This is a genomic window from Klebsiella sp. MBT K-1 (genome assembly GCF_002556465.1).
In the GTDB taxonomy this organism is placed as follows: Bacteria; Pseudomonadota; Gammaproteobacteria; order Enterobacterales; family Enterobacteriaceae; genus Klebsiella; species Klebsiella grimontii.
This window is the reverse complement of sequence record NZ_PDEL01000025.1, coordinates 22,889-46,274: the sequence shown is the minus strand read 5'-3', so window position 1 is coordinate 46,274 and position 23,386 is coordinate 22,889. Positions and strand designations below refer to the sequence as shown.

General features: G+C 55.3%; 26 protein-coding genes and 3 tRNA genes. 19 read left to right on the top strand and 10 right to left on the bottom strand.

Features of this window, described 5'->3' with window-relative positions; translation table 11 throughout:
* Positions 1 to 275 precede the first annotated feature (275 nt).
* Complete coding sequence (gene cfa / locus CMQ96_RS26700) at positions 276 to 1,427, top strand: cyclopropane fatty acyl phospholipid synthase (protein ID WP_004136772.1); 1,152 nt, start codon at positions 276 to 278, stop codon at positions 1,425 to 1,427.
* A 31-nt stretch (positions 1,428 to 1,458) separates the two neighbouring features.
* Here cfa and CMQ96_RS26695 read toward each other — a convergent pair whose 3' ends face one another.
* Positions 1,459 to 2,100, bottom strand: coding sequence for a riboflavin synthase subunit alpha (locus tag CMQ96_RS26695; RefSeq protein WP_049086300.1), 642 nt, complete (start codon positions 2,098 to 2,100; stop codon positions 1,459 to 1,461).
* Positions 2,101 to 2,330: 230 nt separating this feature from the next.
* Here CMQ96_RS26695 and mdtK point away from each other — a divergent pair, with 230 nt between their 5' ends.
* From mdtK to CMQ96_RS26640, 11 genes are all read left to right on the top strand, one after another.
* Positions 2,331 to 3,704, top strand: a complete 1,374-nt coding sequence (gene mdtK, locus CMQ96_RS26690; protein ID WP_024357964.1) for an MdtK family multidrug efflux MATE transporter — start codon at positions 2,331 to 2,333, stop codon at positions 3,702 to 3,704.
* A gap of 197 nt (positions 3,705 to 3,901) precedes the next feature.
* Positions 3,902 to 3,978, top strand: a tRNA-Val gene (locus CMQ96_RS26685).
* A 4-nt stretch (positions 3,979 to 3,982) separates the two neighbouring features.
* Positions 3,983 to 4,059 (top strand) — tRNA-Val (locus CMQ96_RS26680).
* Positions 4,060 to 4,063: 4 nt separating this feature from the next.
* Positions 4,064 to 4,140 (top strand) — tRNA-Val (locus CMQ96_RS26675).
* Positions 4,141 to 4,582: 442 nt separating this feature from the next.
* Complete coding sequence (locus tag CMQ96_RS26670; RefSeq protein WP_004136767.1) at positions 4,583 to 4,768, top strand: general stress protein; 186 nt, start codon at positions 4,583 to 4,585, stop codon at positions 4,766 to 4,768.
* A gap of 90 nt (positions 4,769 to 4,858) precedes the next feature.
* The gene (locus CMQ96_RS26665; protein WP_098067576.1) at positions 4,859 to 5,356 is read left to right on the top strand and encodes a ferritin-like domain-containing protein; all 498 of its coding nucleotides are present in this window, start codon (positions 4,859 to 4,861) and stop codon (positions 5,354 to 5,356) included.
* Between the two features lie 32 nt (positions 5,357 to 5,388).
* Complete coding sequence (locus tag CMQ96_RS26660) at positions 5,389 to 5,895, top strand: ferritin-like domain-containing protein (protein ID WP_004136762.1); 507 nt, start codon at positions 5,389 to 5,391, stop codon at positions 5,893 to 5,895.
* A 19-nt stretch (positions 5,896 to 5,914) separates the two neighbouring features.
* Complete coding sequence (locus CMQ96_RS26655) at positions 5,915 to 6,787, top strand: manganese catalase family protein (protein ID WP_004136760.1); 873 nt, start codon at positions 5,915 to 5,917, stop codon at positions 6,785 to 6,787.
* A gap of 71 nt (positions 6,788 to 6,858) precedes the next feature.
* Entirely contained in the window at positions 6,859 to 8,262 is a 1,404-nt protein-coding gene (locus tag CMQ96_RS26650; protein WP_098067575.1) for a cytochrome ubiquinol oxidase subunit I, read from the top strand.
* The gene (cydB, locus tag CMQ96_RS26645; protein ID WP_024357961.1) at positions 8,262 to 9,272 is read left to right on the top strand and encodes a cytochrome d ubiquinol oxidase subunit II; all 1,011 of its coding nucleotides are present in this window, start codon (positions 8,262 to 8,264) and stop codon (positions 9,270 to 9,272) included. The genes CMQ96_RS26650 and cydB overlap by 1 nt, the downstream gene beginning before the upstream one ends.
* A gap of 8 nt (positions 9,273 to 9,280) precedes the next feature.
* Positions 9,281 to 10,906 carry an alpha-amylase family protein gene (locus CMQ96_RS26640; RefSeq protein ID WP_098067574.1) on the top strand — a complete coding sequence of 542 codons (1,626 nt, stop codon included), beginning with the start codon at positions 9,281 to 9,283 and terminating at the stop codon, positions 10,904 to 10,906.
* On the opposite strand, the gene CMQ96_RS26635 is transcribed toward CMQ96_RS26640, so the two are convergent.
* From CMQ96_RS26635 to CMQ96_RS26620, 4 genes are read right to left on the bottom strand one after another with little or no spacing between them, the layout of a single operon-like run.
* A complete protein-coding gene (locus CMQ96_RS26635; RefSeq protein WP_049131260.1) occupies positions 10,903 to 11,892 on the bottom strand; it encodes an SDR family oxidoreductase in 990 nt (329 codons plus the stop codon). The genes CMQ96_RS26640 and CMQ96_RS26635 overlap by 4 nt on opposite strands.
* A 24-nt stretch (positions 11,893 to 11,916) precedes the next feature.
* Positions 11,917 to 12,435, bottom strand: coding sequence for a 2-oxo-tetronate isomerase (locus CMQ96_RS26630; protein WP_004136749.1), 519 nt, complete (start codon positions 12,433 to 12,435; stop codon positions 11,917 to 11,919).
* A gap of 12 nt (positions 12,436 to 12,447) precedes the next feature.
* Positions 12,448 to 12,894, bottom strand: a complete 447-nt coding sequence (locus tag CMQ96_RS26625; RefSeq protein WP_098067573.1) for a DUF421 domain-containing protein — start codon at positions 12,892 to 12,894, stop codon at positions 12,448 to 12,450.
* A gap of 9 nt (positions 12,895 to 12,903) precedes the next feature.
* Positions 12,904 to 13,407, bottom strand: coding sequence for a hypothetical protein (locus tag CMQ96_RS26620; RefSeq protein WP_024357958.1), 504 nt, complete (start codon positions 13,405 to 13,407; stop codon positions 12,904 to 12,906).
* A gap of 312 nt (positions 13,408 to 13,719) precedes the next feature.
* Between CMQ96_RS26620 and CMQ96_RS26615 the strand changes: the two genes are divergently transcribed.
* Complete coding sequence (locus tag CMQ96_RS26615) at positions 13,720 to 13,881, top strand: carbohydrate porin (protein ID WP_004136744.1); 162 nt, start codon at positions 13,720 to 13,722, stop codon at positions 13,879 to 13,881.
* A gap of 182 nt (positions 13,882 to 14,063) precedes the next feature.
* A complete protein-coding gene (locus CMQ96_RS26610; RefSeq protein WP_049088704.1) occupies positions 14,064 to 15,674 on the top strand; it encodes an FAD-NAD(P)-binding protein in 1,611 nt (536 codons plus the stop codon).
* Between the two features lie 27 nt (positions 15,675 to 15,701).
* Here the strand turns inward: CMQ96_RS26610 and CMQ96_RS28735 are convergent, their stop codons facing one another.
* Together CMQ96_RS28735 and CMQ96_RS26605 are read right to left on the bottom strand one after the other, a co-directional pair.
* On the bottom strand, positions 15,702 to 15,851 hold the full coding sequence (locus CMQ96_RS28735) for a hypothetical protein (RefSeq protein WP_165775015.1): 150 nt from the start codon (positions 15,849 to 15,851) through the stop codon (positions 15,702 to 15,704).
* A 21-nt stretch (positions 15,852 to 15,872) separates the two neighbouring features.
* Entirely contained in the window at positions 15,873 to 16,265 is a 393-nt protein-coding gene (locus CMQ96_RS26605; protein ID WP_049131262.1) for a YdeI family stress tolerance OB fold protein, read from the bottom strand.
* Positions 16,266 to 16,638: 373 nt separating this feature from the next.
* Here CMQ96_RS26605 and CMQ96_RS26600 point away from each other — a divergent pair, with 373 nt between their 5' ends.
* Positions 16,639 to 17,523, top strand: coding sequence for an SDR family oxidoreductase (locus tag CMQ96_RS26600; protein ID WP_004136738.1), 885 nt, complete (start codon positions 16,639 to 16,641; stop codon positions 17,521 to 17,523).
* An 18-nt stretch (positions 17,524 to 17,541) separates the two neighbouring features.
* Here the strand turns inward: CMQ96_RS26600 and CMQ96_RS26595 are convergent, their stop codons facing one another.
* Positions 17,542 to 18,348 (bottom strand): MBL fold metallo-hydrolase, encoded by an 807-nt coding sequence (locus CMQ96_RS26595; RefSeq protein ID WP_098067572.1) that lies wholly within the window; start codon positions 18,346 to 18,348, stop codon positions 17,542 to 17,544.
* A gap of 88 nt (positions 18,349 to 18,436) precedes the next feature.
* Positions 18,437 to 19,072, bottom strand: a complete 636-nt coding sequence (locus tag CMQ96_RS26590) for a carbonic anhydrase (protein ID WP_004136733.1) — start codon at positions 19,070 to 19,072, stop codon at positions 18,437 to 18,439.
* Between the two features lie 225 nt (positions 19,073 to 19,297).
* On the opposite strand from CMQ96_RS26590, the gene CMQ96_RS26585 reads away from it, so the two are divergent.
* Positions 19,298 to 19,927, top strand: a complete 630-nt coding sequence (locus CMQ96_RS26585; RefSeq protein ID WP_098067571.1) for a LysE family translocator — start codon at positions 19,298 to 19,300, stop codon at positions 19,925 to 19,927.
* A 9-nt stretch (positions 19,928 to 19,936) separates the two neighbouring features.
* Here CMQ96_RS26585 and CMQ96_RS26580 read toward each other — a convergent pair whose 3' ends face one another.
* Complete coding sequence (locus CMQ96_RS26580) at positions 19,937 to 20,707, bottom strand: DeoR/GlpR family DNA-binding transcription regulator (protein WP_004136729.1); 771 nt, start codon at positions 20,705 to 20,707, stop codon at positions 19,937 to 19,939.
* 93 nt (positions 20,708 to 20,800) lie between these two features.
* On the opposite strand from CMQ96_RS26580, the gene CMQ96_RS26575 reads away from it, so the two are divergent.
* The 3 genes from CMQ96_RS26575 to CMQ96_RS26565 all read left to right on the top strand — a co-directional run bounded on the left by CMQ96_RS26575 (position 20,801) and on the right by CMQ96_RS26565 (position 23,385).
* Positions 20,801 to 21,184, top strand: a complete 384-nt coding sequence (locus tag CMQ96_RS26575) for a VOC family protein (protein WP_004136727.1) — start codon at positions 20,801 to 20,803, stop codon at positions 21,182 to 21,184.
* 30 nt (positions 21,185 to 21,214) lie between these two features.
* Positions 21,215 to 21,853 carry a CatA-like O-acetyltransferase, family 1 gene (locus CMQ96_RS26570; RefSeq protein WP_098067570.1) on the top strand — a complete coding sequence of 213 codons (639 nt, stop codon included), beginning with the start codon at positions 21,215 to 21,217 and terminating at the stop codon, positions 21,851 to 21,853.
* 308 nt (positions 21,854 to 22,161) lie between these two features.
* A complete protein-coding gene (locus CMQ96_RS26565; protein WP_004136723.1) occupies positions 22,162 to 23,385 on the top strand; it encodes an SfnB family sulfur acquisition oxidoreductase in 1,224 nt (407 codons plus the stop codon).
* Position 23,386: the final 1 nt, after the last annotated feature.

The window sequence follows — 23,386 nt, the reverse complement described above, 5'->3', positions numbered from 1 at the left end:
ATCCAGTAATTAGCTTGCTAAGATATTTTTGTTGAAAGCGTGTTTTTAGCGGCCTATACTGGATCCGGCATCACATAAATAGAAAGATTAATTGATTTAACGGGAGCAGGATGCATCCCGTTTCACCATGGAAGGCCTTTCGGCAAGGGTTACCTCCCTTCCTCTGTTCTACGTCGGATAGCAGCCTCACGGATTAACCGTGAGATTTCTCACAAAGCCAAAAAAGCGTCTACGCTGTTTTAAGGTTCTGATCACTTGGGCGTGATGGAGAAGCTATGAGTTCATCGTGTATAGAAGAAGTAGTCAGTGTACCAAATGATGATTGGTACCGAATTGCAGCTGAATTATTAGGACGTGCGGGCATCGAAATTAATGGTCCTGCGCCCTCCGATCTACGGATTAAAAACCCGCTCTTTTTTAAGCGCGTTTTGCAGGAGGGGTCGCTGGGGCTCGGCGAAAGCTATATGGACGGCTGGTGGGATTGTGAACGGCTGGATATTTTTTTCCATAAAGTTTTACGCGCCGGACTGGAAAATCAGCTTCCCCATCATTTCAAAGATACCTTGCGTATCGCCAGCGCACGCTTATTCAATCTGCAAAGTAAAAAACGGTCCTGGATTGTCGGCAAAGAGCATTATGATTTAGGCAACGATCTGTTCAGCCGCATGCTCGACCCTTATATGCAGTATTCCTGCGCGTACTGGAAAGACGCGGAAACTCTCGATGACGCGCAGCAGGCTAAACTGGATCTGATCTGCCGTAAACTTGAGCTTGAGCCCGGTATGCGGGTGCTGGATATCGGCTGCGGCTGGGGCGGGCTGGCTTACTACATGGCCAAAAACTACCAGGTCAGCGTGGTGGGCGTTACCATCTCGGCAGAGCAGCAGAAAATGGCGCAGGAGCGCTGCGCGGACCTCGACGTCACCATCCTCCTCCAGGACTATCGCGACCTGCACGAAAGCTTTGATCGTATTGTTTCAGTCGGCATGTTCGAACACGTCGGGCCTAAAAATTACGCCACCTATTTTGATGTGGTCGATCGTAATCTGAAGCCCGACGGTCGTTTCCTGCTCCATACCATCGGCTCGAAAAAAACCGACCATAGCGTTGATCCCTGGATCAACAAATATATCTTCCCTAACGGCTGTCTGCCGTCGGTACGCCATATTGCCGAAGCCAGCGAATCGCATTTTGTTATGGAAGACTGGCATAATTTCGGCGCCGACTACGACACGACGCTTATGGCCTGGTATGAACGCTTTCTTAATAGCTGGCCGGATATTGCCGACAACTATTCAGAACGCTTTAAACGCATGTTCAGCTATTACCTGAATGCCTGTGCCGGCGCTTTCCGCGCGCGCGATATCCAACTGTGGCAGGTGGTTTTTTCTCGCGGGGCCGAACACGGCCTGCGCGTGGCCCGCTAAAAATATCCCCCGCTTCGGCGGGGGGATTTTATTATTCGGCCGTCGTTTTCAGCGCCGCTTCTGCTTCTTTCGCCGCCAGCACGCGCTCAACGGTATCGATGACCGCCTGCGTCTGCGGATCGATTTCAATATTCACCCGATCGCCCAGCTTTTTCACCCCAAGCGTGGTGCGCTGCAGCGTTTCCGGAATTAAATGCACGCAGAACCGAGTTGGCGTCACTTCACCGACGGTGAGGCTAATCCCATCTACGCCGATATATCCTTTATAGAGGATATATTTCATCAACGTCGGGTCCTGAACCTTAAACCAAATCTGGCGATTATTTTCCGAGGTCAGAATTTTCACCACCTCCGCGGTGGTCATAATATGACCTGACATCAGGTGGCCGCCAATTTCATCGCTGAATTTGGCCGCGCGCTCAACGTTGACGCTGTCGCCCTCGCGGATCGCGCCCAGATTGGTTATCCGCAAGGTCTCTTTCATCAGATCAAAACTCACTCGCGGGCCATTGATATCCGTGACCGTCAAGCAGCAGCCGTTGTGCGCTACCGAAGCGCCCGTTTCGAGCCCCGCGAGCATATGCTCAGGCAGCTCCACAACGTGGGTGCGAAAGTTGGGTTTTTCATCAATAGCCACCACTTTGGCGGTCCCCTGCACAATACCGGTAAACATATTTTGCTCCTGTATAAATTCGTGACGGTATCAGTACCGTTTTAGGCTATGACGAACAATAACAGCTGGCAAAACAGGTTGCCAGCGCACAACGTGCAGAGGAATTTTTTCACTGGCTAAATGGCTAATCCTCGCTACAATAGTCTGGCAAATCCCTCTGCTTTTTCTTCTTGCTGCCCTCGATGGCGGCTTTTTTAGTCCCCCAATAACAACAATATATAGGTGTTCACGTGCAGAAGTATTTTATTGAAGCGCGTCAGTTATTAGCACTGGCTATACCCGTTATTCTTGCCCAGGTCGCCCAAACCGCCATGGGCTTTGTCGATACCGTGATGGCGGGCGGCTATAGCGCCACCGACATGGCGGCCGTTGCCATCGGCACCTCCATCTGGCTACCGGCGATCCTCTTTGGCCACGGCCTGCTGCTGGCCCTGACGCCCGTTATTGCCCAGCTGAATGGTTCTGGTCGCCGCGAGCGTATCGCCCATCAGGTGCGCCAGGGATTCTGGCTGGCCGGCTTCGTCTCCATCCTGGTAATGGTCGTGCTGTGGAACGCCGGTTACATTATCAGCTCAATGCATAACATCGACCCGGCGATGGCTGACAAAGCGGTCGGCTACCTGCGCGCGCTGCTGTGGGGGGCGCCCGGCTATCTGTTCTTTCAGGTTGCCCGTAACCAGTGTGAAGGGCTGGCGAAAACCAAGCCGGGAATGGTCATGGGATTTATCGGCCTGCTGGTCAACATTCCGGTGAACTACATTTTTATCTACGGTCACTTCGGTATGCCGGAACTCGGCGGGATTGGCTGCGGTGTGGCGACGGCATCGGTTTACTGGGTGATGTTTTTCAGCATGCTGTTCTGGGTGCGCCGCGCGCGTTCAATGCGCGATATTCATCTCCAGGAGCGCTTCAGCAAACCGGATTTCGCCGTCATCCAGCGTTTGGTACAGCTGGGCCTGCCGATTGCGCTGGCGCTGTTTTTCGAAGTCACGCTGTTTGCCGTCGTCGCGCTGCTGGTCTCGCCGTTGGGGATCGTTGACGTGGCCGGGCATCAGATTGCCCTTAACTTCAGCTCGCTGATGTTCGTGCTGCCGCTCTCGCTGGCGGCCGCGGTGACCATTCGCGTCGGCTTCCGTCTCGGGCAGGGTTCAACGCTGGAGGCGCAGACCTCGGCCAGAACCGGCGTCGGCGTTGGGGTGTGCATGGCCGTTTTCACAGCGGTGTTCACCATTCTGATGCGTAAGCAAATCGCCCTGCTGTATAACGACAATCCCGAGGTCGTGGCCCTGGCGTCCCAGCTAATGCTGCTCGCGGCCATCTACCAGATTTCCGACTCCGTTCAGGTGATCGGCAGCGGGATCCTGCGCGGCTATAAAGACACGCGTTCCATCTTCTTTATTACCTTTACCGCCTACTGGGTATTGGGTCTGCCGAGCGGCTACCTGCTGGCCCTGACCGATCTGGTCGTGCCGCGCATGGGCCCCGCCGGTTTCTGGTGCGGGTTTATTATTGGTCTCACCTCCGCCGCCGTGATGATGATGCTGCGTATGCGTTTCCTGCAGCGTCAGCCTTCCAGCATCATTTTACAGCGCGCGGCGCGCTAGCCCGCGGCGAAACCAACGGCGCTGATTCAGCGCCGTTATCGCTTGTTGATGAAGAAATATTCTTTTGCATCAGTAAAATATCAGCAATATGGATAAAACTTCTGCGATCGCGAGAAAACTGGAAGAAAAGTGACGTTTGCCTCTTGCCACAACCCCTCCCTCCCGCTAATATGCGTCCCCGTTGCCGCTGCAACATTGCGTTCATAGCTCAGTTGGTTAGAGCACCACCTTGACATGGTGGGGGTCGTTGGTTCGAGTCCAATTGAACGCACCATAATGCGTTTATAGCTCAGTTGGTTAGAGCACCACCTTGACATGGTGGGGGTCGTTGGTTCGAGTCCAATTAAACGCACCATAATGCGTCCGTAGCTCAGTTGGTTAGAGCACCACCTTGACATGGTGGGGGTCGGTGGTTCGAGTCCACTCGGACGCACCATTTCACAGCCTCGTGATCTGGTGCCTGTTTTATCTCCCGCATTGAAATATCCGAAAATCACCCTTTCTCTGTAAATTCACTATTTTCTGATTTTTCTCAACTCGTCTGCTAATAACGTTCAGTATCCGCTAAGTTATTCTTCGCAGTTATGTAAAGTGACGTAAAGCCCTGCGCCGGGCCTGCCCTGCATTTATTAACGCAGCGGCCACGGATATATTCCCTCGCGGATAAAAATCTTTCGTTAGATCATAACCCGTTATGCTGATATTCATTAAAAACAAGCGAAACGGTAACCGCTGCATAATTCAGAATATTTCAAAAAAATATCACCAGTAACCGGTTTGACTGTTCGGAAATAACAGCTAAATTTAATTCCTGAACGACAACGGATACGTATCTAAATCGTATCTTCCTGACATAAACTCAATAGAGGTATGAAAATATGGCAGAACATCGTGGTGGTTCCGGTAATTTCGCTGAAGACCGTGATAAAGCATCTGAAGCTGGACGTAAAGGCGGTCAGCACAGCGGTGGGAACTTTAAAAACGATCCGCAACGTGCATCTGAAGCCGGTAAAAAAGGCGGACAAAATAGTCATGGTGGCGGACGTAAATCTGATAATTCCTGATTATTAATCGCCTCGTTCTCTTGTAAATAAAAGAGTATCCTGCGGGTCTGCGGACTCGCAGTTATTCTCCTGTGTAAAAGGTATTTCCATATGAATATGAAGAGCATAGAAGACGTATTTATTCATCTTTTATCGGATACTTACAGCGCTGAAAAACAATTAACCCGCGGACTGGCTAAATTGGCCAGAGCAGCGTCAAGCGAACAGCTCAGCGCCGCGTTCAAGGCCCACCTTGAAGAGACCCAGGGGCAGATTGAGCGTATCGATCAAATTGTCGAGCAAGAACCTGCCATCAAAATTAAGCGTATGAAATGCGTGGTGATGGAGGGACTTATTGAAGAAGCTAACGAAGTGATTGAGAGCACAGAGAAAAATGAAGTGCGGGATGCTGCGTTAATTGCCGCTGCGCAAAAGGTTGAACATTATGAAATTGCCAGCTACGGCACTCTCGCCACCTTAGCACAACAGCTGGGTTATAAAAAAGCGGTTAAGCTTTTAGCGGAAACGTTAGAAGAAGAAAAATCAACCGATCTTAAATTAACTGACCTGGCGGTCGGTAATATTAATAAAGACGCACAAAATAAATAGCCAGATAATAATCCGATATTAAGGAGTTGATTATGAATCACCTTGAACATTATCACGACTGGCTACGCGATGCGCATGCAATGGAAAAGCAAGCAGAATCCATGCTGGAATCCATGGCGGGCCGCATCGATAACTACCCGGACCTGCGCAGCAGAATTGAACAGCACGTAACTGAAACCAAACGCCAAATTACCGTGCTGGAGGAGATTCTCGACCGTAATAATATATCGCGTTCAGTACTGAAGGATTCAATGAGCAAAATGGCCGCCTTCGGGCAATCCATTGGCGGCATGTTCCCTTCCGATGAAATTGTTAAAGGGTCAATTAGCGGTTATGTCTTTGAGCAGTTTGAAATCGCTTGTTATACCTCCCTGCTTGCCGCTGCGAATAAAGCTGGCGACGTCGCATCGATCCCGGCCATCGAATCAATTCTGGCAGAGGAGCGGGCAATGGCCGACTGGCTGCTGAAGCATATTCCGCAAACGACGGAGGAGTTCCTTCTGCGATCTGAAGCCGAAGGCGTTGAAGCTAAAAAATAAGCAATAAGGATAAGAGCCTATGTTCCGACACGTTAAGCAACTTCAGTATACCGTAAGGGTCGCGGAGCCAAATCCGGGACTGGCGAACCTCCTTCTGGAACAATTCGGCGGCCCTCAGGGTGAGCTGGCCGCCGCATGCCGCTATTTTACTCAGGGTCTGAGCGATGACGATCCGGGTCGTAAAGATATGCTGATGGACATTGCTACCGAGGAGTTAAGCCACCTTGAAATTATCGGCTCGCTGGTTGGCATGCTCAATAAAGGGGCGAAGGGTGCCCTTGCGGAGGGAACCGAAAACGAAGCCGACCTGTACCGTTCGCTCACCGCCAACGGTAACGACAGCCATATTACCTCTTTGTTATATGGTGGAGGTACGCCGCTGACCAACTCCGCCGGAGTACCCTGGACCGCCGCCTACATTGACACCATTGGTGAGCCCACCGCGGATTTACGCTCCAACGTGGCGGCGGAGGCGCGAGCCAAAATCATCTATGAGCGCCTGATCAACGTCACTGATGACCCCGGAGTAAAGGATGCGCTGGCCTTTTTGATGACCCGGGAAGCCGCCCACCAGCTCTCTTTTGAAAAAGCGCTTCAGTCCATCAGAAACAACTATCCGCCCGGTAAATTACCGCCACTCCCCGAATACGCCAGCACCTACTACAATATGTCGGAGGGCGATGACATACGCGGTAGCTGGAATAGCGATCGGCACTTCGACTATGTCGCGGATCCGCAGCCTGCAGTAGACGGCGGAGACGGGAGCGTCAGCGTCAGGTTAACAGCCGAGCAGAAGGCTCTGGTTAAAGCCATGGCGGAACGGACCGAATCCGACCCCGAGGGCGATCCTCTTACCGGCGCTGAGCTCGGCGAAGGTAAGAAAAAGCCTTAATCATCAGCACCTGTTGTTAATTACTCCCCCCTGCTCGGTTCGGGGGGTTGTTATGTGATGGGGTCCGGATCATGTTTGAACTCGACGCGTTTAATCTGGCACGGCTGCAGTTCGCATTTACCGTCTCTTTTCATATTCTTTTCCCGGCAATTACCATTGGGCTTGCCAGCTATCTGGTGGTGCTGGAGGGGATGTGGCTGCGGACAAAAGACGACGTCTGGCGCTCGCTGTATAATTTCTGGCTGAAAATTTTTGCCGTTAATTTCGGCATGGGCGTGGTTTCAGGCCTGGTGATGGCCTATCAGTTCGGCACCAACTGGAGCGGTTTCTCTCAGTTTGCCGGGAGTATTACCGGTCCCCTGCTGCTTTACGAAGTCCTCACCGCGTTTTTCCTCGAAGCGGGCTTCCTGGGCGTCATGCTTTTTGGCTGGAACAAAGTCCCCCCAGGACTGCATTTTTTCACCACCTGCATGGTGGCGCTGGGCACGCTGATGTCAACTTTCTGGATCCTCGCGTCCAATAGCTGGATGCAGACGCCGCAGGGTTTTACCATTGAAAACGGTCACATTATTCCCCAGGACTGGCTGGCGATTATCTTCAACCCCTCTTTCCCGTATCGCCTGTCGCACATGGCGATCGCCGCTTTTCTCAGCAGCGCGATGTTTGTCGGCGCCTCCGCCGCCTGGCATCTTCTTCGCGGCAATGATACGCCGGCGATACGCAAAATGTTCTCAATGGCGATGTGGATGGCTCTGCTGGTCGCGCCGATCCAGGCGATGGTTGGCGATATGCACGGCCTTAATACGCTTCAGCATCAGCCGGCAAAAATCGCCGCCATTGAAGGCCACTGGGAAAATAAACCCGGCGAAGCCACCCCGCTGCTGCTGTTTGGCGTGCCGGACATGGCGGAAGAGCGCACCAAATACGGTCTGGAAATCCCGGCGCTTGGCAGCCTGATCCTCACCCATAGCCTGAATAAACAGGTCCCTGCCCTGAAAGATTTCCCGAAAGAGGATCGGCCAAACTCCCTTATCGTCTTCTGGTCGTTTCGCATCATGGTGGGTATGGGCATATTGATGATAGCCCTTGGCGTATGGAGCCTCTGGCTGCGCTATCGGCAGCGTCTTTATCACTCCCGCCCCTTTCAGTGGTGCGCGCTGGCGATGGGGCCGGCAGGACTGCTGGCGCTGTTGGCCGGCTGGATCACGACCGAAGCGGGCCGCCAGCCCTGGGTTATCTATGGTTTTTTACGCACCCGGGATGCGGTCTCCCTGCATAGCACAGCGCAAATGGTCGTCAGCCTGCTGGTCTTTATCGCGGTGTACTGTTCGGTCTTCGGCGTCGGTTATTACTATATTATCCGGCTGATTAAAAAAGGGCCGCAGCCCGTCAGCGAATTAACGTCGTCAACCTCCGGCACGCCGGCGCGCCCCCTTTCCGCCGCAGAAGCCGTGCCTGAAGAGGAGAAAAGCTAATGGGCATCGATATTCCCGTGATCTGGTTTGTCATCATTGTGTTTGCCACCCTAATGTATATCGTGATGGACGGCTTCGATCTGGGCATCGGTATGGTCTTCAGCTTTGTCCCCAACGCCAATGAGCGTGACGTGATGATGAACAGCGTCGCCCCGGTGTGGGACGGCAATGAGACCTGGCTGGTGCTGGGCGGCGCGGGGCTATTCGGCGCCTTTCCGCTGGCCTACGCCGTGATCGCCGACGCGCTGACGATTCCCCTTACTGCCATGCTAATTGGTCTGATCTTTCGCGGCGTGGCCTTTGAGTTTCGTTTTAAGGCCACCCCCTCCCACCAAAAGTTCTGGGATTACTCGTTTGTCGGCGGATCGTTGTTGGCCACCTTTAGCCAGGGGATCGTCGTGGGCGCGGTCATCAGCGGCTTTGACGTTGCAGACCGCAGGTTCATCGGCTCCGCGCTGGACTGGTTGACGCCCTTCAGCCTGTTCTGCGGCTTAGGGCTGGTGGTGGCTTATACGCTGCTTGGCACGACCTGGCTGATTATGAAAAGCGAAGGCGCGCTGCAGCAGCGTATGCGCGAGCTGACCCGCCGTACGCTGCTGGCGCTGCTGGCGGTCATCGCCGTGGTCAGCGTCTGGACGCCGCTGGGCTGGCATTCCGTTGCTGAACGCTGGTTTACCCTGCCCAATTTTTACTGGTTTGTGCCGGTCCCCATTCTGGTTCTCGTCTTTAGCCTGTGGATCTGGCGCCTGAGCGCTAACCCCAACAGCCATGCCCGTCCTTTCCTCCTGACGCTTGGGCTCATTTTTCTCGGCTTCAGCGGTCTGGGCATCAGTTTGTGGCCCAATATCATTCCACCGCATATCACGCTGTGGGAGGCTTCCGCGCCGCCAGCCAGCCAGCTCTTTATGCTGGTAGGCACCCTGCTCATCATTCCGGTGATTTTGGTTTACACCGCATGGAGCTACTACGTATTCCGCGGCAAAGTTTCCGGAAATGAAGGCTATCACTGAGGTACGCTATGGCTGACTGGCATACACGGGCCATTATCTATCAGATTGATTCCGCCCTCTTTTATGATTTCAACGGCGATGGCTGCGGCGACATCGCCGGGATTACGGCCAAGCTGCGCTATATTAGCCGAATGGGCGCGACGGTAATCTGGATAACCCCCTTCTACCTGACGCCATTTCTGGACGAAGGTTACGATGTCAGCGACCACCTGCAGGTCGATCCGCGATTTGGTCAACTGGCGGATATCATCGCCTTTATCGAGCAGGCCCGCGAATTAGGGATGCAGGTCATTATTGAACTGCTGATTCAGCACACCTCCGACGCTCATCCGTGGTTTCAACGGGCGCGCCGCAGCCGCAGCTCGCCGTTTCGCGACTATTATCTATGGGCGGATAGCGATGATGACGATACGCCGCCGATGTTTCCCGGCGTCGAGGAGAGCATCTGGACGTGGGATGAAGAAGCCGGGCAATATTTTCGCCATATGTTTTATCGTCACGAACCCGATCTCAACCTGGCCTCGCCTGCCGTTATTAAAGAGGTCGAAAATATCATTATCTTTTGGCTGAAGCTGGGGGTTTCCGGCTTTCGTCTGGATGCCGCTGCGCATCTCACAAAGCAGGCCGGACGCGGCGAGGAGAAACGGGGGCTGTGGATCCTGGAACATCTGCGCCGACTTGTCGAGCGGCATAACCCGCAGGCCATTCTGCTGGGCGAAGTTGACGTTGACGTCGAGCAGTACCGCGACTATTTCGGTGATAATAACCGGCTTAACATGGTGCTTAACTTCTGGTTGAACAAATACTTTTACGTCAGTCTCGCCAGCCAGAACGCGCGCCCGCTGATTAACGCAATAAAGAAAACCATCGTCCCTCCCGACACCTGCTGCTTCGCTAACTGGTTGCGTAATCATGATGAGCTGGATCTGGAGGGTATCGGCAACAAGAACAAGCAGACCGTGCTGGAGGCCTTCGCGCCGGATGAAAAGATGAACGTTTATCAGCGCGGCATTCGCCGTCGGCTCGCGCCAATGCTAAACGGCAATCGGCAGCGGCTGGCGTTCTGTCACGCCGTGCTGTTTTCGCTGCCCGGCGTACCGATTATGCGTTATGGCGATGAAATCGGCATGGGTGACGATCTGGCGCTCGAAGAGCGGTACGCGGTACGTACGCCGATGCAGTGGGCCGGTTCAGCCGGCGGCGGCTTCTCCGCAGCCGACCCCGATACCTTTGTTGCCCCCATGATTGACCGGGGGCCGTTTCGCTATCAGAAAGTCAACGTGGCTGATTCACTGCTGCACCGCCATTCCCTCCTGCATCGCATAATGGATATCGCCAATACGCGTTCCGAGTTCCCGGAAATCGCCGTTGCCCCTTTTCGTATCATTAGCACCGATCGGCAGGCGATTCTGGCGATTTGCTACGATAACCATGAGCGTAGCGTCATCACCTTTCTTAATTTCAGTGAAAAAGCGCTGCGCTTTACCGCGAAAGGGATCGACGAGGCGGTCTGGACGCCCTGCCTGGCCGACAAAACCTACGCTGACGCGCTTATCCCCGGTAAGCGCGTTGAGCTGGAGATTAGCGCGTATGGTTACCGCTGGTTCTGGACCAATAGCAGCGCGCTGCGTTAGCGGTGTTTGCGCGAGGTCAACCATCTTGCCAGGAGCAATCCGGCCACCGCCGCGCCGCCCAGCAGCGTTTTTCCCGGCACACCGGAGGTAATGGCGGTGGCGCGATATTTTGCCTCGGAGGAGAAACGCCCGTGGGTTTTATGTAATCCCCTGACCGGTTGTTCGAGGTAGTCCTGACGGTCATCAGCGTTCAAATGGCGTGTCATTTGCCCTTCCCATGCTTTTTTGACCATCAGCCGGTCAAGCAAGCCGGGGAAAAGAAATTGCCCCACAATGGACTGGATCGTGCTGCTCCCCACCCAAAGTTCACGTACGGGCCTGCGCGCGACGTTGAAAATAGCCTGCGCGGCCACTTCCGGCTGAAATACCGGCGGCACCGGGCGCATCGCCCAGGCGAACTTATTGCGCGCCCACTCAAACTGCGGCGTATTCAGCCCCGGCATCTGCACCATGGCAATGCTCACGCCGCTATTTTCATGCATTAGTTCAGTGCGAACCGCATCGGTAAAGCCGCGAATCGCAGCCTTCGCCCCGCAGTAGGCGGATTGTAGCGGAATTGAGCGATAGGCCAGCGCGGAGCCGACCTGGATAATCACCCCGCGATCGCGGGGCGTCATAAGCTCCAGCGCGGCGCGAGTCCCGTTGACGTAGCCCAGATAGGTGACCTCCGTGACCCGCAAAAATTCGTCGTGCGTCATCGCCCGGAAAGGCGCCAGCACCGCGCACATCGCGTTATTGACCCACACGTCGATCGCCCCGAGCCGATTTTCAATTTCGCCGGCGGCCGCCAGCAGCGCATCGGCATGAGCCACATCGGCCTCGACGGTATGAACCCGAACGCCATAGCGAAGGAGCTCCCGTTTCGTCGCTTCCAGGCCGTGATCATCGCGGGCAATAATGCCGACGTCATAGCCTGCCTGCGCAAAGCGCAAGGCCGTTGCTTTGCCGACTCCCGCAGTACCGCCAGTGATCGCCATGACTGCCATACAAACCTCCGCAATAAGGGCGTGTTATGCGCTCTGCCAGCCGGGCAGCTTTTCCATCAGCATCGCCAGCGAATAGCGCACGGCTTTTTCCACCACGTCCTGGCACTCGCCGGAAAACAGCGTCTTATGCGCGTCGATTTCGCCGCGAAAGTTCCATGCGAACCACACGGTGCCCGCAGGCGTCCCGTCATCGCCGCCGTCAGGTCCCGCGTATCCGCTAATAGCAATGCTGATATCCGCCCCGGAACGCGCCAGCGCTCCCGTCGACATCTCTTCAACGGTCTGACGGCTGACGGCGCTATATTTTTCCAGCGTCGATGCGTTGACGCCGAGAAGTTTTTGCTTCGCCCGATCGCTAAAGGTGATTAAGCCAATATCGTAAAATGCGGCCGTATCCGCTTCCGCGCACAGCGCTGCCGCCAGGCTACCGCCGGTGCAAGACTCCGCGGTGGTTAAGCGTAAACGACGGTCAATCAGCGCGCTGGCGACCTGTTTGGTCAGCTCGCCGGTGGTTTTCGCCTGGTTATAAGGGTTATTTGACATAAAAAGACCTTTTTAACTCTCAGCAGGAATAATAGAAATGTGGCCATTCCGTTCCAGTATGGCATATTTGATTTTACTTAATTCCGTAATCCCCTGATTCTGCCGGGCGGCGACCAAAATATCATCGCAGGAGACGTCCACTTTTTTCAGCTTATCGATTAACGGAACGCCATTTTCGATCAATATAACCGGGCAACCATCGAGCGCTGATTCCGCGCCCGCCGTATATTTTTTCATTAATCCGAAAAGCATATCCACCACGACCAGCGTCATTATCGTCAGCATCGCACCGGTCACCGAAAAATCGTTTCCCAGCAGCGCCTGCTGGGTGGCCTCGCTGATAATAAGCAACAGAATCAGGTCAAAGCTGGTCATTTGTAATAGCGCCCGGCGGCCGGCGATTTTAAATACCACCAGCAAAATTAAATAAATCGCTAACGCTCGCAAGACCATCTCCATCGCGTCCTCCTAAGGGTAAATAAATTGCCAGAAGCGGATTTCGGGTTCGCCGTTTAGCTGTAAAGAGTGGTTCGATTTTCCCGGACTGATCGGCGTAACGTAAAGCCATATAGAAAAATTATTCATGCTTTTCAAATCATTATACACCAAAAACAGCCGATCGTTCTGGCTGTACATCCGATCCGGCCGGGGCCAGATGCTGCCTGGTTCAAAGGAAGAGGTAAAATCACCGCCGAGGCTAAAAATATATTTATCGGCGACGCGGGGCCGGGCGGTAATTTTTAGCCTGAACTCGGTTTGTAAACGGCCAAAGCGCTCATAGGTCACCGTTAAATTACCCGGCGCGTTTGTTTTTTCAGCCGTACTGAAATAGCCACCTGAAAAAATCCCCAACAGTGCCGCCAGAATTATCCCTAATAATATCCCGAGGCCATATTTGCGGGCAGCACATTCAAAATTAAGAAAAAATTCACTCTCTTTTATCCCGGGCAACCTCTCTTTTTCACTCGCCATTCTTCACCTCGCCGTTGCGCTTATTATCGGGGCGCCAGTTTAAGGAATAGCAAGCCCGCTTAATATGTCAAGTTCGTCACGGTAAACCCGGATTAATAGCAAATGGTACAGCCCGCTTGTTATTCATGGTTCGTCACTTGGCCGCCATGGTTGCAACCGGAGGGGGTATATATCAGGTGAATACAAAACCCGGTGGTGCCATCCGGTTTCACTGGGACGAGCAATCCTCTGAATCCTGGCGGGAAAAATCCCCATTCGCTATGTGTTATCAACATTATCCAGCCCATTAAGTCGATAAGATTGCTGCAGAACGTGACGGATTTCTTTGAGCGCCCGAAAATCCGCTTTTTTGCCACCTGGATGCGCTGGGACCACGCGCTGGATAACTACTGCGCAACGGACACCTTCGGCAGCGCCGGATACCATAGCGCGGGTACGCTATTCTTCGGCGCCCAGCTCGAAACCTGGTTCTGAAAACCGCGCCTCGTCGGCTAATGACAAGGAAGAGGCGCGCCAGCGATTGGCCCTCTTCCTTATTTTGAACCACAATTATCCTGCCAGATTTCCGTTACCCGGAAATGATCTATCGTGGAGCTTTTCAACTGGCGGAAGGCCACCGACAACAAATGTGATAACAACAACGGCGGGTCAGTGATATGAAGAAAATTGCCATTATCGGCGCCGGTCCAACCGGGATTTATACCCTGTTTTCACTCCTTAAACGCGGTGAACCGCTGGACGTGTCCATTTACGAACAGGCTGAGGAAGCGGGCGTGGGCATGCCCTATAGCGATGAAGAAAACTCGCGCATGATGCTGGCCAATATCGCCAGTATTGAAATCCCGCCTCTGCAGAGCACCTATCTCGACTGGCTGAAGGCCCAGAGCCGGACGCACCTTGCGCGCTATGGCGTCGATTATGAGGCGTTGCACGATCGCCAGTTTTTGCCGCGCATCCTGCTGGGCGAATACTTTCGCGACCAGTTCCTTGGCCTGGTCGTCGAGGCCAGGGAACAGGGCTTTCACATCCAGGTCAATGAGTCCTGCCGGGTCAGCGACCTGCAGGCGACCACAGAAGGGGTCAGACTGTGGGTCGAGGATGGGCCGGTCGCCGAAGCCTTCGACCTCGCGGTGATTGCCACCGGCCACGTCTGGCCCGATGAAGAAGAGTCGACCCGCACCTGGTTTCCCAGCCCGTGGTCTGGCCTTATGGAAGCCAGCATTCCCCCCTGCCGGGTGGGGATTATGGGCACCTCGCTCAGCGGGATTGACGCCGCGATGGCCGTCGCCGTCCAGCACGGCTGGTTTATCGGGTCCGACGATGACGCCCTCGCCTTCAGGCTGGACGAGGCAAGCGAGGCGCTAAGCATCGTGCTGATGTCGCGCTCCGGCATTCTGCCGGAAGCGGATTTTTACTGCCCCATTCCCTGGGAGCCGCTGAACATCGTCAGCGAAAGCGCGATGGAACACGCCATCGCCGCGGGCAGCGACGGTCTGCTCGATCGCGTCTTTGAGCTGGTAGCGCAGGAAATCGCGCTTGCCGACCCCCTATGGAGCGAAAATATCGCCCTTCACAGCCTGAATGCCGACAGCTTTAGCGAGGCGTGGTTCGCAAAGCGCCAGCAGCACAACCCGTTCAACTGGGCGCAGGCAAACCTTGAGGAAGTCGAACGCAACAAACGCGCGCGATACACGGTTCCCTGGCGCTACGCGATCCTGCGGCTGCATGAAGCCGTGCAGGCGATGGTCCCTCATCTTAATGACCATGACCGGGAGCGTTTCAAAAATGGCCTTGCGCGGGTCTTTATCGACTGCTATGCCGCCATTCCTTCGGAGTCTATTCGCCGGCTGCTGGCGCTGCGCGAAGCGGGCGTCATCAGTATTCTCGCCTTAGGGCATGGCTATGAGATGGCGGTTGAGGAGGAAAAAACGGTGATTACCAGCGAACAAAATCGCTATACGTTTGATGTGTTTATTGATGCCAGAGGGCAAAAAGCGCTGAAAAATAAAGACCTGCCCTTTCCGCACTTAAGGGAGCAGCTGCTGGCGACCGGCGAAGATATCCCGGAAGTCGGAGACGATTATACGTTACTGGAGCCCTCCGAGGTGCGTGGACGCATCGCCTTTGCCGCCATCCCCTGGCTGATGCACGACCAGCCTTTTGTGCAGGGGATCACCGCCTGCGCGGAAATCGGCGCGGCGATAGCGAAGGCCATATCCGCGCCGGCGAGCCGCTCCCGCCGCCGCTTGTCGCCAATCGATCTTTAACCCGGGCCGCCCTCGCGGGCGGCCGTTCTAGCGCTTTCCGGGCTGCGGGTGCCAGGGATCTTTTTTATGATCTTCGCTGTCATCTCTTTTTCTTGGCACTTCACCCTGTTCGCGCGGGTCCTCTTTCGACGGATGACGGCCCCGCTTATCCGGGTCGGCTGGATTTTTTACGGACATGCATTTCTCCTGGCTACGCGATTATTTCTGGATCCGGTCCACCCGCACCACCGGCGGCGTCATTTTTTTATCGAGGCTGCCGTTGATGCTGATCATCTGATCGGGTTTCACTTCGCGGCCATCAAAAACCGCGGCGGGAATAATCAGCGCAATGGTGTCGGTTTTATCGCGAAAGCTGTAGCGATCGTCGCCGTGCTGCTCGATAAGATTGCCGCGTAATGAGATGGTTGCCCCGTCGTGCATATCCAGCGCCTGGCGCACGGTCATGATCCGGCCATCTTCAGTCCCGCGATAGCCGTCATCAATTTTATGCGGCGGCGGCGGTGCGGCATCTTTTTTAAATCCGCCTTCATCTGCGGCATACACGCCTGGCGCCATCAGCGAACAGAAAATAACAGCCAGTAATTTTTTCATCAGCACTACCTCCAGCGTATTGTTCTTTTGTCTTAATAAGTCTGGTTGCTGCTGTTCATTTTCACAAGCCGGACATGTTATGAATCATCCGAGAAATATTTTTGACGCCTTCTCAAAGCGCGTAAATATAAGCGAGGCGGAGCAATATATCTGCGCTAAATATACCGTCAGGCTTATCATAGAATAATCCTAAAATGGCCAACGCTGCCGTCGCTTCACATTTTAAAAAGTTTCCCGGCAATCAGTAAATTACCGTTCGGAGATGAATAAAAGCGCAACAATTATAAAAGCGAAGCCGTTCAAATATTCCCCGATATTCCACGGCAGGCTGACCAGGCAACTACGCTTACTCTTTTAACACGAGGAGGTCAGTATGAGCGATTACGCTAATAATACCGCGAAGTATCCCCGTCCCCCGTTTGTTGACCAGCCGCAATCGCCGCCGGGTCTTGCCGAAGAGATGAAGCCGCAGCCGGACCACGGCGAACTGAGCTATGTCGGTTCCGGTCGGCTCGCTGGTAAACGCGCCCTGATTACCGGCGGCGATTCAGGGATTGGCCGTGCGGTCGCGATCGCCTTCGCCCGAGAGGGCGCCGATGTGGCGATCAACTATCTGCCGGAAGAGGAATCCGATGCGCAAACCGTGATTGCCCTCATTGAGGCCGAAGGACGTCAGGCCGTCGCGATTCCGGGAGATGTGCGCGACGAGTCCTTCTGCGAAACCCTGGTCGAACAGGCCGCCAGCGAACTCGGCGGGCTGGATATTCTGGTCAATAACGCCGGACGCCAGCAATATTGCGAATCGCTGGAAGAATTAACCACCGCCGACTTTGACGCCACCTTCAAAACCAACGTTTATGCGGCCTTCTGGATCACTAAAGCCGCCCTGCGTCACCTTAAAGAACACAGCGCGATCATTAATACTTCATCAGTCCAGGCCTTTAAGCCAAGCCCCATCCTGCTGGACTATGCGCAAACCAAAGCGTGCCTGGTGGCGTTCACCAAGTCGCTGGCCAAACAGCTGGGGCCGAAGGGCATTCGGGTCAACGCCGTCGCCCCCGGCCCCTACTGGACAGTGCTGCAGTCAAGCGGCGGCCAGCCGGATGAGAAAGTTCGTCAGTTCGGCGCCGATACGCCGCTGGGCCGCCCCGGCCAACCGGTAGAGATTGCGCCGCTGTACGTAACCCTGGCTTCCGACGCCTGCTCCTTCACCTCCGGCCAGGTGTGGTGCTCCGACGGCGGTGACGGCGTGGTATAAGCCGCAGGCGGCGCGCCCTCAGCGGTGCGCCGTCGTATTCAGGCAGGCGAGATACTTCTGCGCTGAATCTAAAACGATCTGCCGGGCATTTTTCGTGACGTTCTGCTTCTCGAAGGCGCCGTACAGCGCCTCAAAGGGCGTATCGCCCAGACGCTCAACGATCTTCTCAACGCTGGCTGCCGCCAGCGGCAGCAAATTGGGATAGCTCCACATAAACGAAACGGCGTGCGCCCCCGGCGTCACCTGGATAATATCGCCCGCCAGCATGATGCCGTCATCTTTTGCCCAGTGCAGAACGGTCCCACCGGCGAAATGCCCGCCCAACCGCAGCAGCCGCACCGCAGGGAGGATCTCCAGCGCATCCCCTTCCCACAGCGTGATTGCCGGGCTATCGCGCATAATCCATTCGCGATCGCTGGCATGAAGGTAGATTCGCGCATCGAAGGCTTCCGCCCACGTCTGCATCGTGGTGTAGTAATGAGGATGAGAAATGGCGATCGCTTTTATCCCGCCCAGCGCGGCTATCAGCGTTTTTGTCGCCGCGTCCAGATTGGCGATGCAGTCCCACAGGATATTCCCCTGCGGGGTGAGCAGCAGAAACGCGCGCTGGTCGATGGCAAATTTCGGTACCGTCTTGATGCTCAACAGCTCGCCGCAATGCTGCTGCCACTTATTCACATGGGTGCGAACCAGAGTCTCTAATTCAATCCATGCCTGGCCGCTGGCCGGGACGTACTGACGTTCATCCTCACAGATACGGCACCGGCTCAGGGTGTTGTCGCCGTCGTCGTAAGAAGTGCCGCAGGTCGCGCACAGCTTGATCATGACTTCCCCTTAAAAAAAACAGACTACGCAGGAGTAATGAGTATGGCAGATAAGGCGAGAACGAGGGCTTCCGTGCCCTGCGGGAGGTTTATTCGAAATAGACGTCAGGGTTTTCCGACAGCGACACGAAGGTTTTGCTGTTTTTATCCAGCGCGCGAATATCGCCGCTTTCAATATCGTAGAACCAGCCGTGCAGACGCAGCGTGCTATCGCGCAGGCCGACGGCAACCGACGGGTGGGTTTTGATATTGTTCAACTGGGCGATGACGTTTTCCTGCACCATTGCGTTGACTTTATCGGTCTCGTTGGCCCAGGTTTTCTTCTCCACGACCGCTTTCGCCGCGTCGGAGTAGCGCAGCCAGTGGGAGACGGCAGGCATCGGGTCCAGGCACTGGCAGGTGGCGATGGCTTTCATCGCGCCGCAGTTGGAGTGGCCGCAAATGACGATATCGGTCACGCCCAGGGCAACGACGGCGTACTCGATGGTTGCGGAAACCCCGCCCGGCTCAGGACCGAAAGAGGGCACGATATTCCCGGCGTTACGGATCACAAACAGTTGCCCCGGCTCCTGCTGGGTCACCAGCTCCGGCACCAGGCGGCTATCTGAACAAGAGATAAACAGCGCTTTAGGATTCTGGCTGGAGGCCAGGCTGCGGAAGAGCTCTTTACGTTGCGGGAAGATCTCTTTCTGGAAGTTGAGGAAGCCCTCAATGATATGTTGCATAGCAGTGTCTCTTTTCTCTGTTTTAATGACGATATGACAAAGATCACATTTAGTCAGTTTATCACCGACTCGCGAAATGGGAATCGTTATTCGAACGGGCGATTAAACGTCCCCCCGTAAAGTTGGGTGACAGCGGGGTAAAGATTGTTTATTTTTTGAGAGCGAAATCCATCATGAGCCGGAGCCAGATACGACTTTAGCGCTCAACGTCAACCAGGAGCGTTTATGTTCTTATCCAGCCTGATGGCCCTTGCCGCCGTCCTCATTATGGGCGTGATTAGCCCCGGTCCGAGCTTTATTTACGTTGCCCGCAACGCCGTTGCGCGCTCAAGAACGCACGGTCTGGTCACCGCGCTGGGCACCGGCGCGGGCGCCGCCATCTTTTCGATTATGGCCATGCTGGGGTTACAAAAAGTTCTGACGGCGGTGCCGGAAATGTTTATTGGCCTGAAGGTCGCGGGCGGCATCTATCTGCTATGGCTGGGGTATAAAATCTACCGCGGCGCGGCGCAGCCGATGGATTTTGCGGCAGGCGGCATGGCGGCGGAACATTCGCTGCTGAAGACCTTCCGCGATGGTCTGTATACCCAGCTCAGCAACCCAAAAACGGCGCTGGTGTTCGCCTCTATTTTTACCGCCCTGCTGCCGGAACGCATCCCGCTGGCCTTTTACTATATCGTGCCGCTGATGAGCTTTGTGATCGACGTCAGCTGGTATTCGCTGGTGGCCCTGGTGCTCTCTTCCGCCAGGCCGCGCGGCGTCTACCTGCGCATGAAGCGTAAGATCGATATCGTCACCGCCACGGTGCTGGGCGCCCTCGGCCTGCGCCTGATTGCCACGTCGCTGTCGAAGTAAGCCTCCGCGCTAAACGGTATAAATACGGATATCGTGTTCGCTGAACGCGTCGCGATATTCGCGACTGATGTTCTCCTCGACCACCAGCACGTCAATGGCGCTGCTTTCGACCACCACAAAGCGCGCCACCGCCGGGATCTTATCGGAGGTGAGGCCGACGATGATTTCGCTGCACTGCTTTATCACCGCTTTTTTAAATTCGCAATCGGCGTAGTCGAAGCCCGTCAGGCCGGACTCGGGCGCCATAGCGCAGCCGCCGATAAAGCCCTGATCGAACAGCATGCCCTGAATCTGCGCCACGGCAGAGGCGCCCACGCAGCCGCCGCTGGCCCGCTGGATCTGACCGCCAAGCATCACCACATCGTACAGCGGTTTCTTGAGCAGGACGGCAGCGATCTCGGGAGAATTGGTGACCACCGTTAGCGCCAGCTCCGCCGGCAGCGCTTCCGCCATCGCCAGGTTGGTGGTGCCGGTATCGATAAAAATGCAGCCGCCGGGTTTCACCAGCTTTGCGCACTTCTGCGCGATTCTGCTTTTTGTCGCCGTATTTTTCTCTTTGCGCTCGCTATAATCACCCGCCTCCGGCAGGGTCATCACCGCGCCGCCGTAAACCTTTTTACAGTACCCTTCCCGGCTAAGCTCATGTAAATCACGGCGAATAGTATGCTCGGAGACGTTAAGGCGGTCGGCAAGCTCGGCGCAAACCACTCTGCCGTTCTCCTGCAGGATCTGGCAAATAAGCGCTTGTCGTTGTTTGGGGAAAGCAGCATAATCGAGCACAAATAACTCCTGATTAAATCTTCATCGAGCAACAAAGTGCATGATCGTGCATTATGGCCCTGACTGTCAACTCACCCTATCAAGAGGTTTGCTATGAAAATTGCCCACATCGCCCTATGGACCCGCCAGCTTGAGCAACAGGCCCGTTTTTGGGTGTCGTTCTTCGACGGCGAGATCAATGAGAAGTACTGCAGCCAAACCAACCCCGGTTTTGAGTCCTTTTTTGTCAAGATTGGCGACAACATTGCTATCGAGCTGATGACCAAGCCGGGACTGGTCGCACTGACGGCGGATAATAACCATACCGGCTGGGTGCATCTGGCGATAAGCGTTGGCGGCGCGGAAAATGTCGACAGGCTGGCGAAACGCGCCGACGCCCAGGGAATACTGGTTTCCCCGCCGCGAACCACCGGTGACGGCTACTACGAAGCGGTGATCAAAGACCCCGATGGCAACCTGATTGAAATCGTCGCATAGTGAAGGAAAGTCAGCCAACAGGAGAGGCCCGTGGCCAACTATCGCATAATCGACAAACAACGCTGGCCGCGAAAAGATCATTTTGATTTTTATCGCGGTTTTGCCAACCCCAGCTTTAATCTCTGCGTTCCCGTCGAGGCGCAGCGGCTATACGAATGCGCGAAAGATCGCGGCGTCTCTTTTTTCCAGCTGGCGCTCTACGGGCTGGTGCGCGCGGCAAACGACGTGCCGCAGCTTAAGCAGCGGCTGCTGGACGACGAGATTATCGAATATGACCAATTGGCGGTGATGACGCCGGTAATGACCGCGCAGGAAGGTTTTCGCCAGGTCTGGTGCGATAACGCCGCCGATTTTGCCGCCTTTAGCGCTGCCGCTACGCCGAAGATTGACGCGGCGAAACGGACCGCGCCGGCGCCGCTTATCGTCAACGGCGAGAACTTCTTCTGCGCCAGCTGCCTGCCGTGGCTGCATTTCAGCGCCATGACTCACGCCGAGTACTACATTGGCGCGGCGGTGCCCGCCCTCACCTGGGGCAAGCTGAAAAACGGCATTATCCCGGTTGCGGGCAGATTCAATCACGCCTTCGTCGACGGCCTGCACGCCAGTCGTTTTTTCGCCCGCGTCGAAGAGGGGTTTGCCGAACCGGATATCCTCTGGCATTCGCGCTAGACAAACCGGTTACGCCAGCACGGCATCACTTCCTCTTTCATCCACATCCTGCCCCGGTCTTCCGGGGCGATATGCGCTCCCTCTGATTTCCACACTGTTGCAAATCCAACACCCTGGTGAATTCAGGTTGCAATTGCAGCAGTGCATAAGCCCAGAAAAAAATCCATCTCATTGATTATTAATCTTTTAAATCTCAAAAACGTTCTGGCATAGCCTTTGCTTTAGCTGTCATATAACCCACAGGAATTATTAAGTATTTACTTAGCTATTTTTAGCATATGCCGTTTGTTTAACCATGAGAAGTGACTATGTCCGACGATAAACCAATCATTCACTACACCCGAGAGCTTCCAAAGGCGCACGTTATTCGCAGCGATGACGAAGCTATCGCTATCGCCCATGAGATTGCCGCGGTGCTGCAGCCCGACGCTGCACAACGCGATCGCAGCGGCATCGTACCGGCGGAAATTATCGACACCTATTCCAACAGCGGCCTGTGGGGTATCACCGTCCCGCGACAATGGGGCGGTGCCGAGGTATCCGCCGCCACGCTGGCCCAGGTGATAGCGATTATTTCCGCCGCTGACCCGTCGCTGGGGCAAATTCCCCAGAACCATTACTGTCTTCTCGAGGATATCCGCCTCCAGGGAAGCGAAGAGCAGCAGGCATTTTTCTTCGATCAGGTGCTGCAAGGCTATCGCTTTGCCAATGCCCTTTCTGAAACCGGCGGCAAGACGGTACTCGATATCCGCACTCGCCTGGAGGCCAGCGAACGCGGTCTGCGCATTACCGGTCGAAAAGGCTACTGCACCGGTTCGCTCTACGCCCACTGGGTCGGCATTCTGGCGCTCGATGCAGAGAATAACGCGCAGCTGGCGTTTGTGCCGCGCGAATCGGCTGGGCTGACGGTCATCGACGACTGGGCCTGCCTCGGCCAGCGCACCACCGCCAGCGGAACGGTCCTGGCGGAGAATCTTGTCGTCGAGCCTTTCCACCTGTTCCCGACGTGGAAATCCTACGCGACGCCAACCCTTGCCGGGCCGTTTGCCCAGCTCACCACCGCCGCTATCGACCTGGGAATTGCCCGCGCGGCGCTTAACGACACGGTGAACTTTGTCAGCCAGTTCGCCCGCCCGTGGATCGATGCCGGCGTGGAGCGGGCCAGCGAAGACCCGCTGACTATCTACCATATTGGCCAGCTTGACAGCCGGCTGGCCGCCGCCGATGCGCTGCTGGATCGGGCCGGTAAAGTGCTCGATCGCTATAAATACGAACTGAGCGAGGATAACGTTGCTCAGGCGTCTATCGCCGTGGCGCGCGCCAAGGTCTTTACCACCGAAGCGGCGCTGGAAGCCGCCAGCCGCCTGTTTGAGCTTAGCGGCACCCGCTCAACCAGCATCGCCCTCAATCTCGATCGCCACTGGCGCAACGGCCGCGTCCACACCCTGCACGATCCGGTGCGCTGGAAATATCAGCTGCTGGGCAACTGGGTGCTGAACGGCATTCCTCCACAACGCCATGACTGGAACTGAG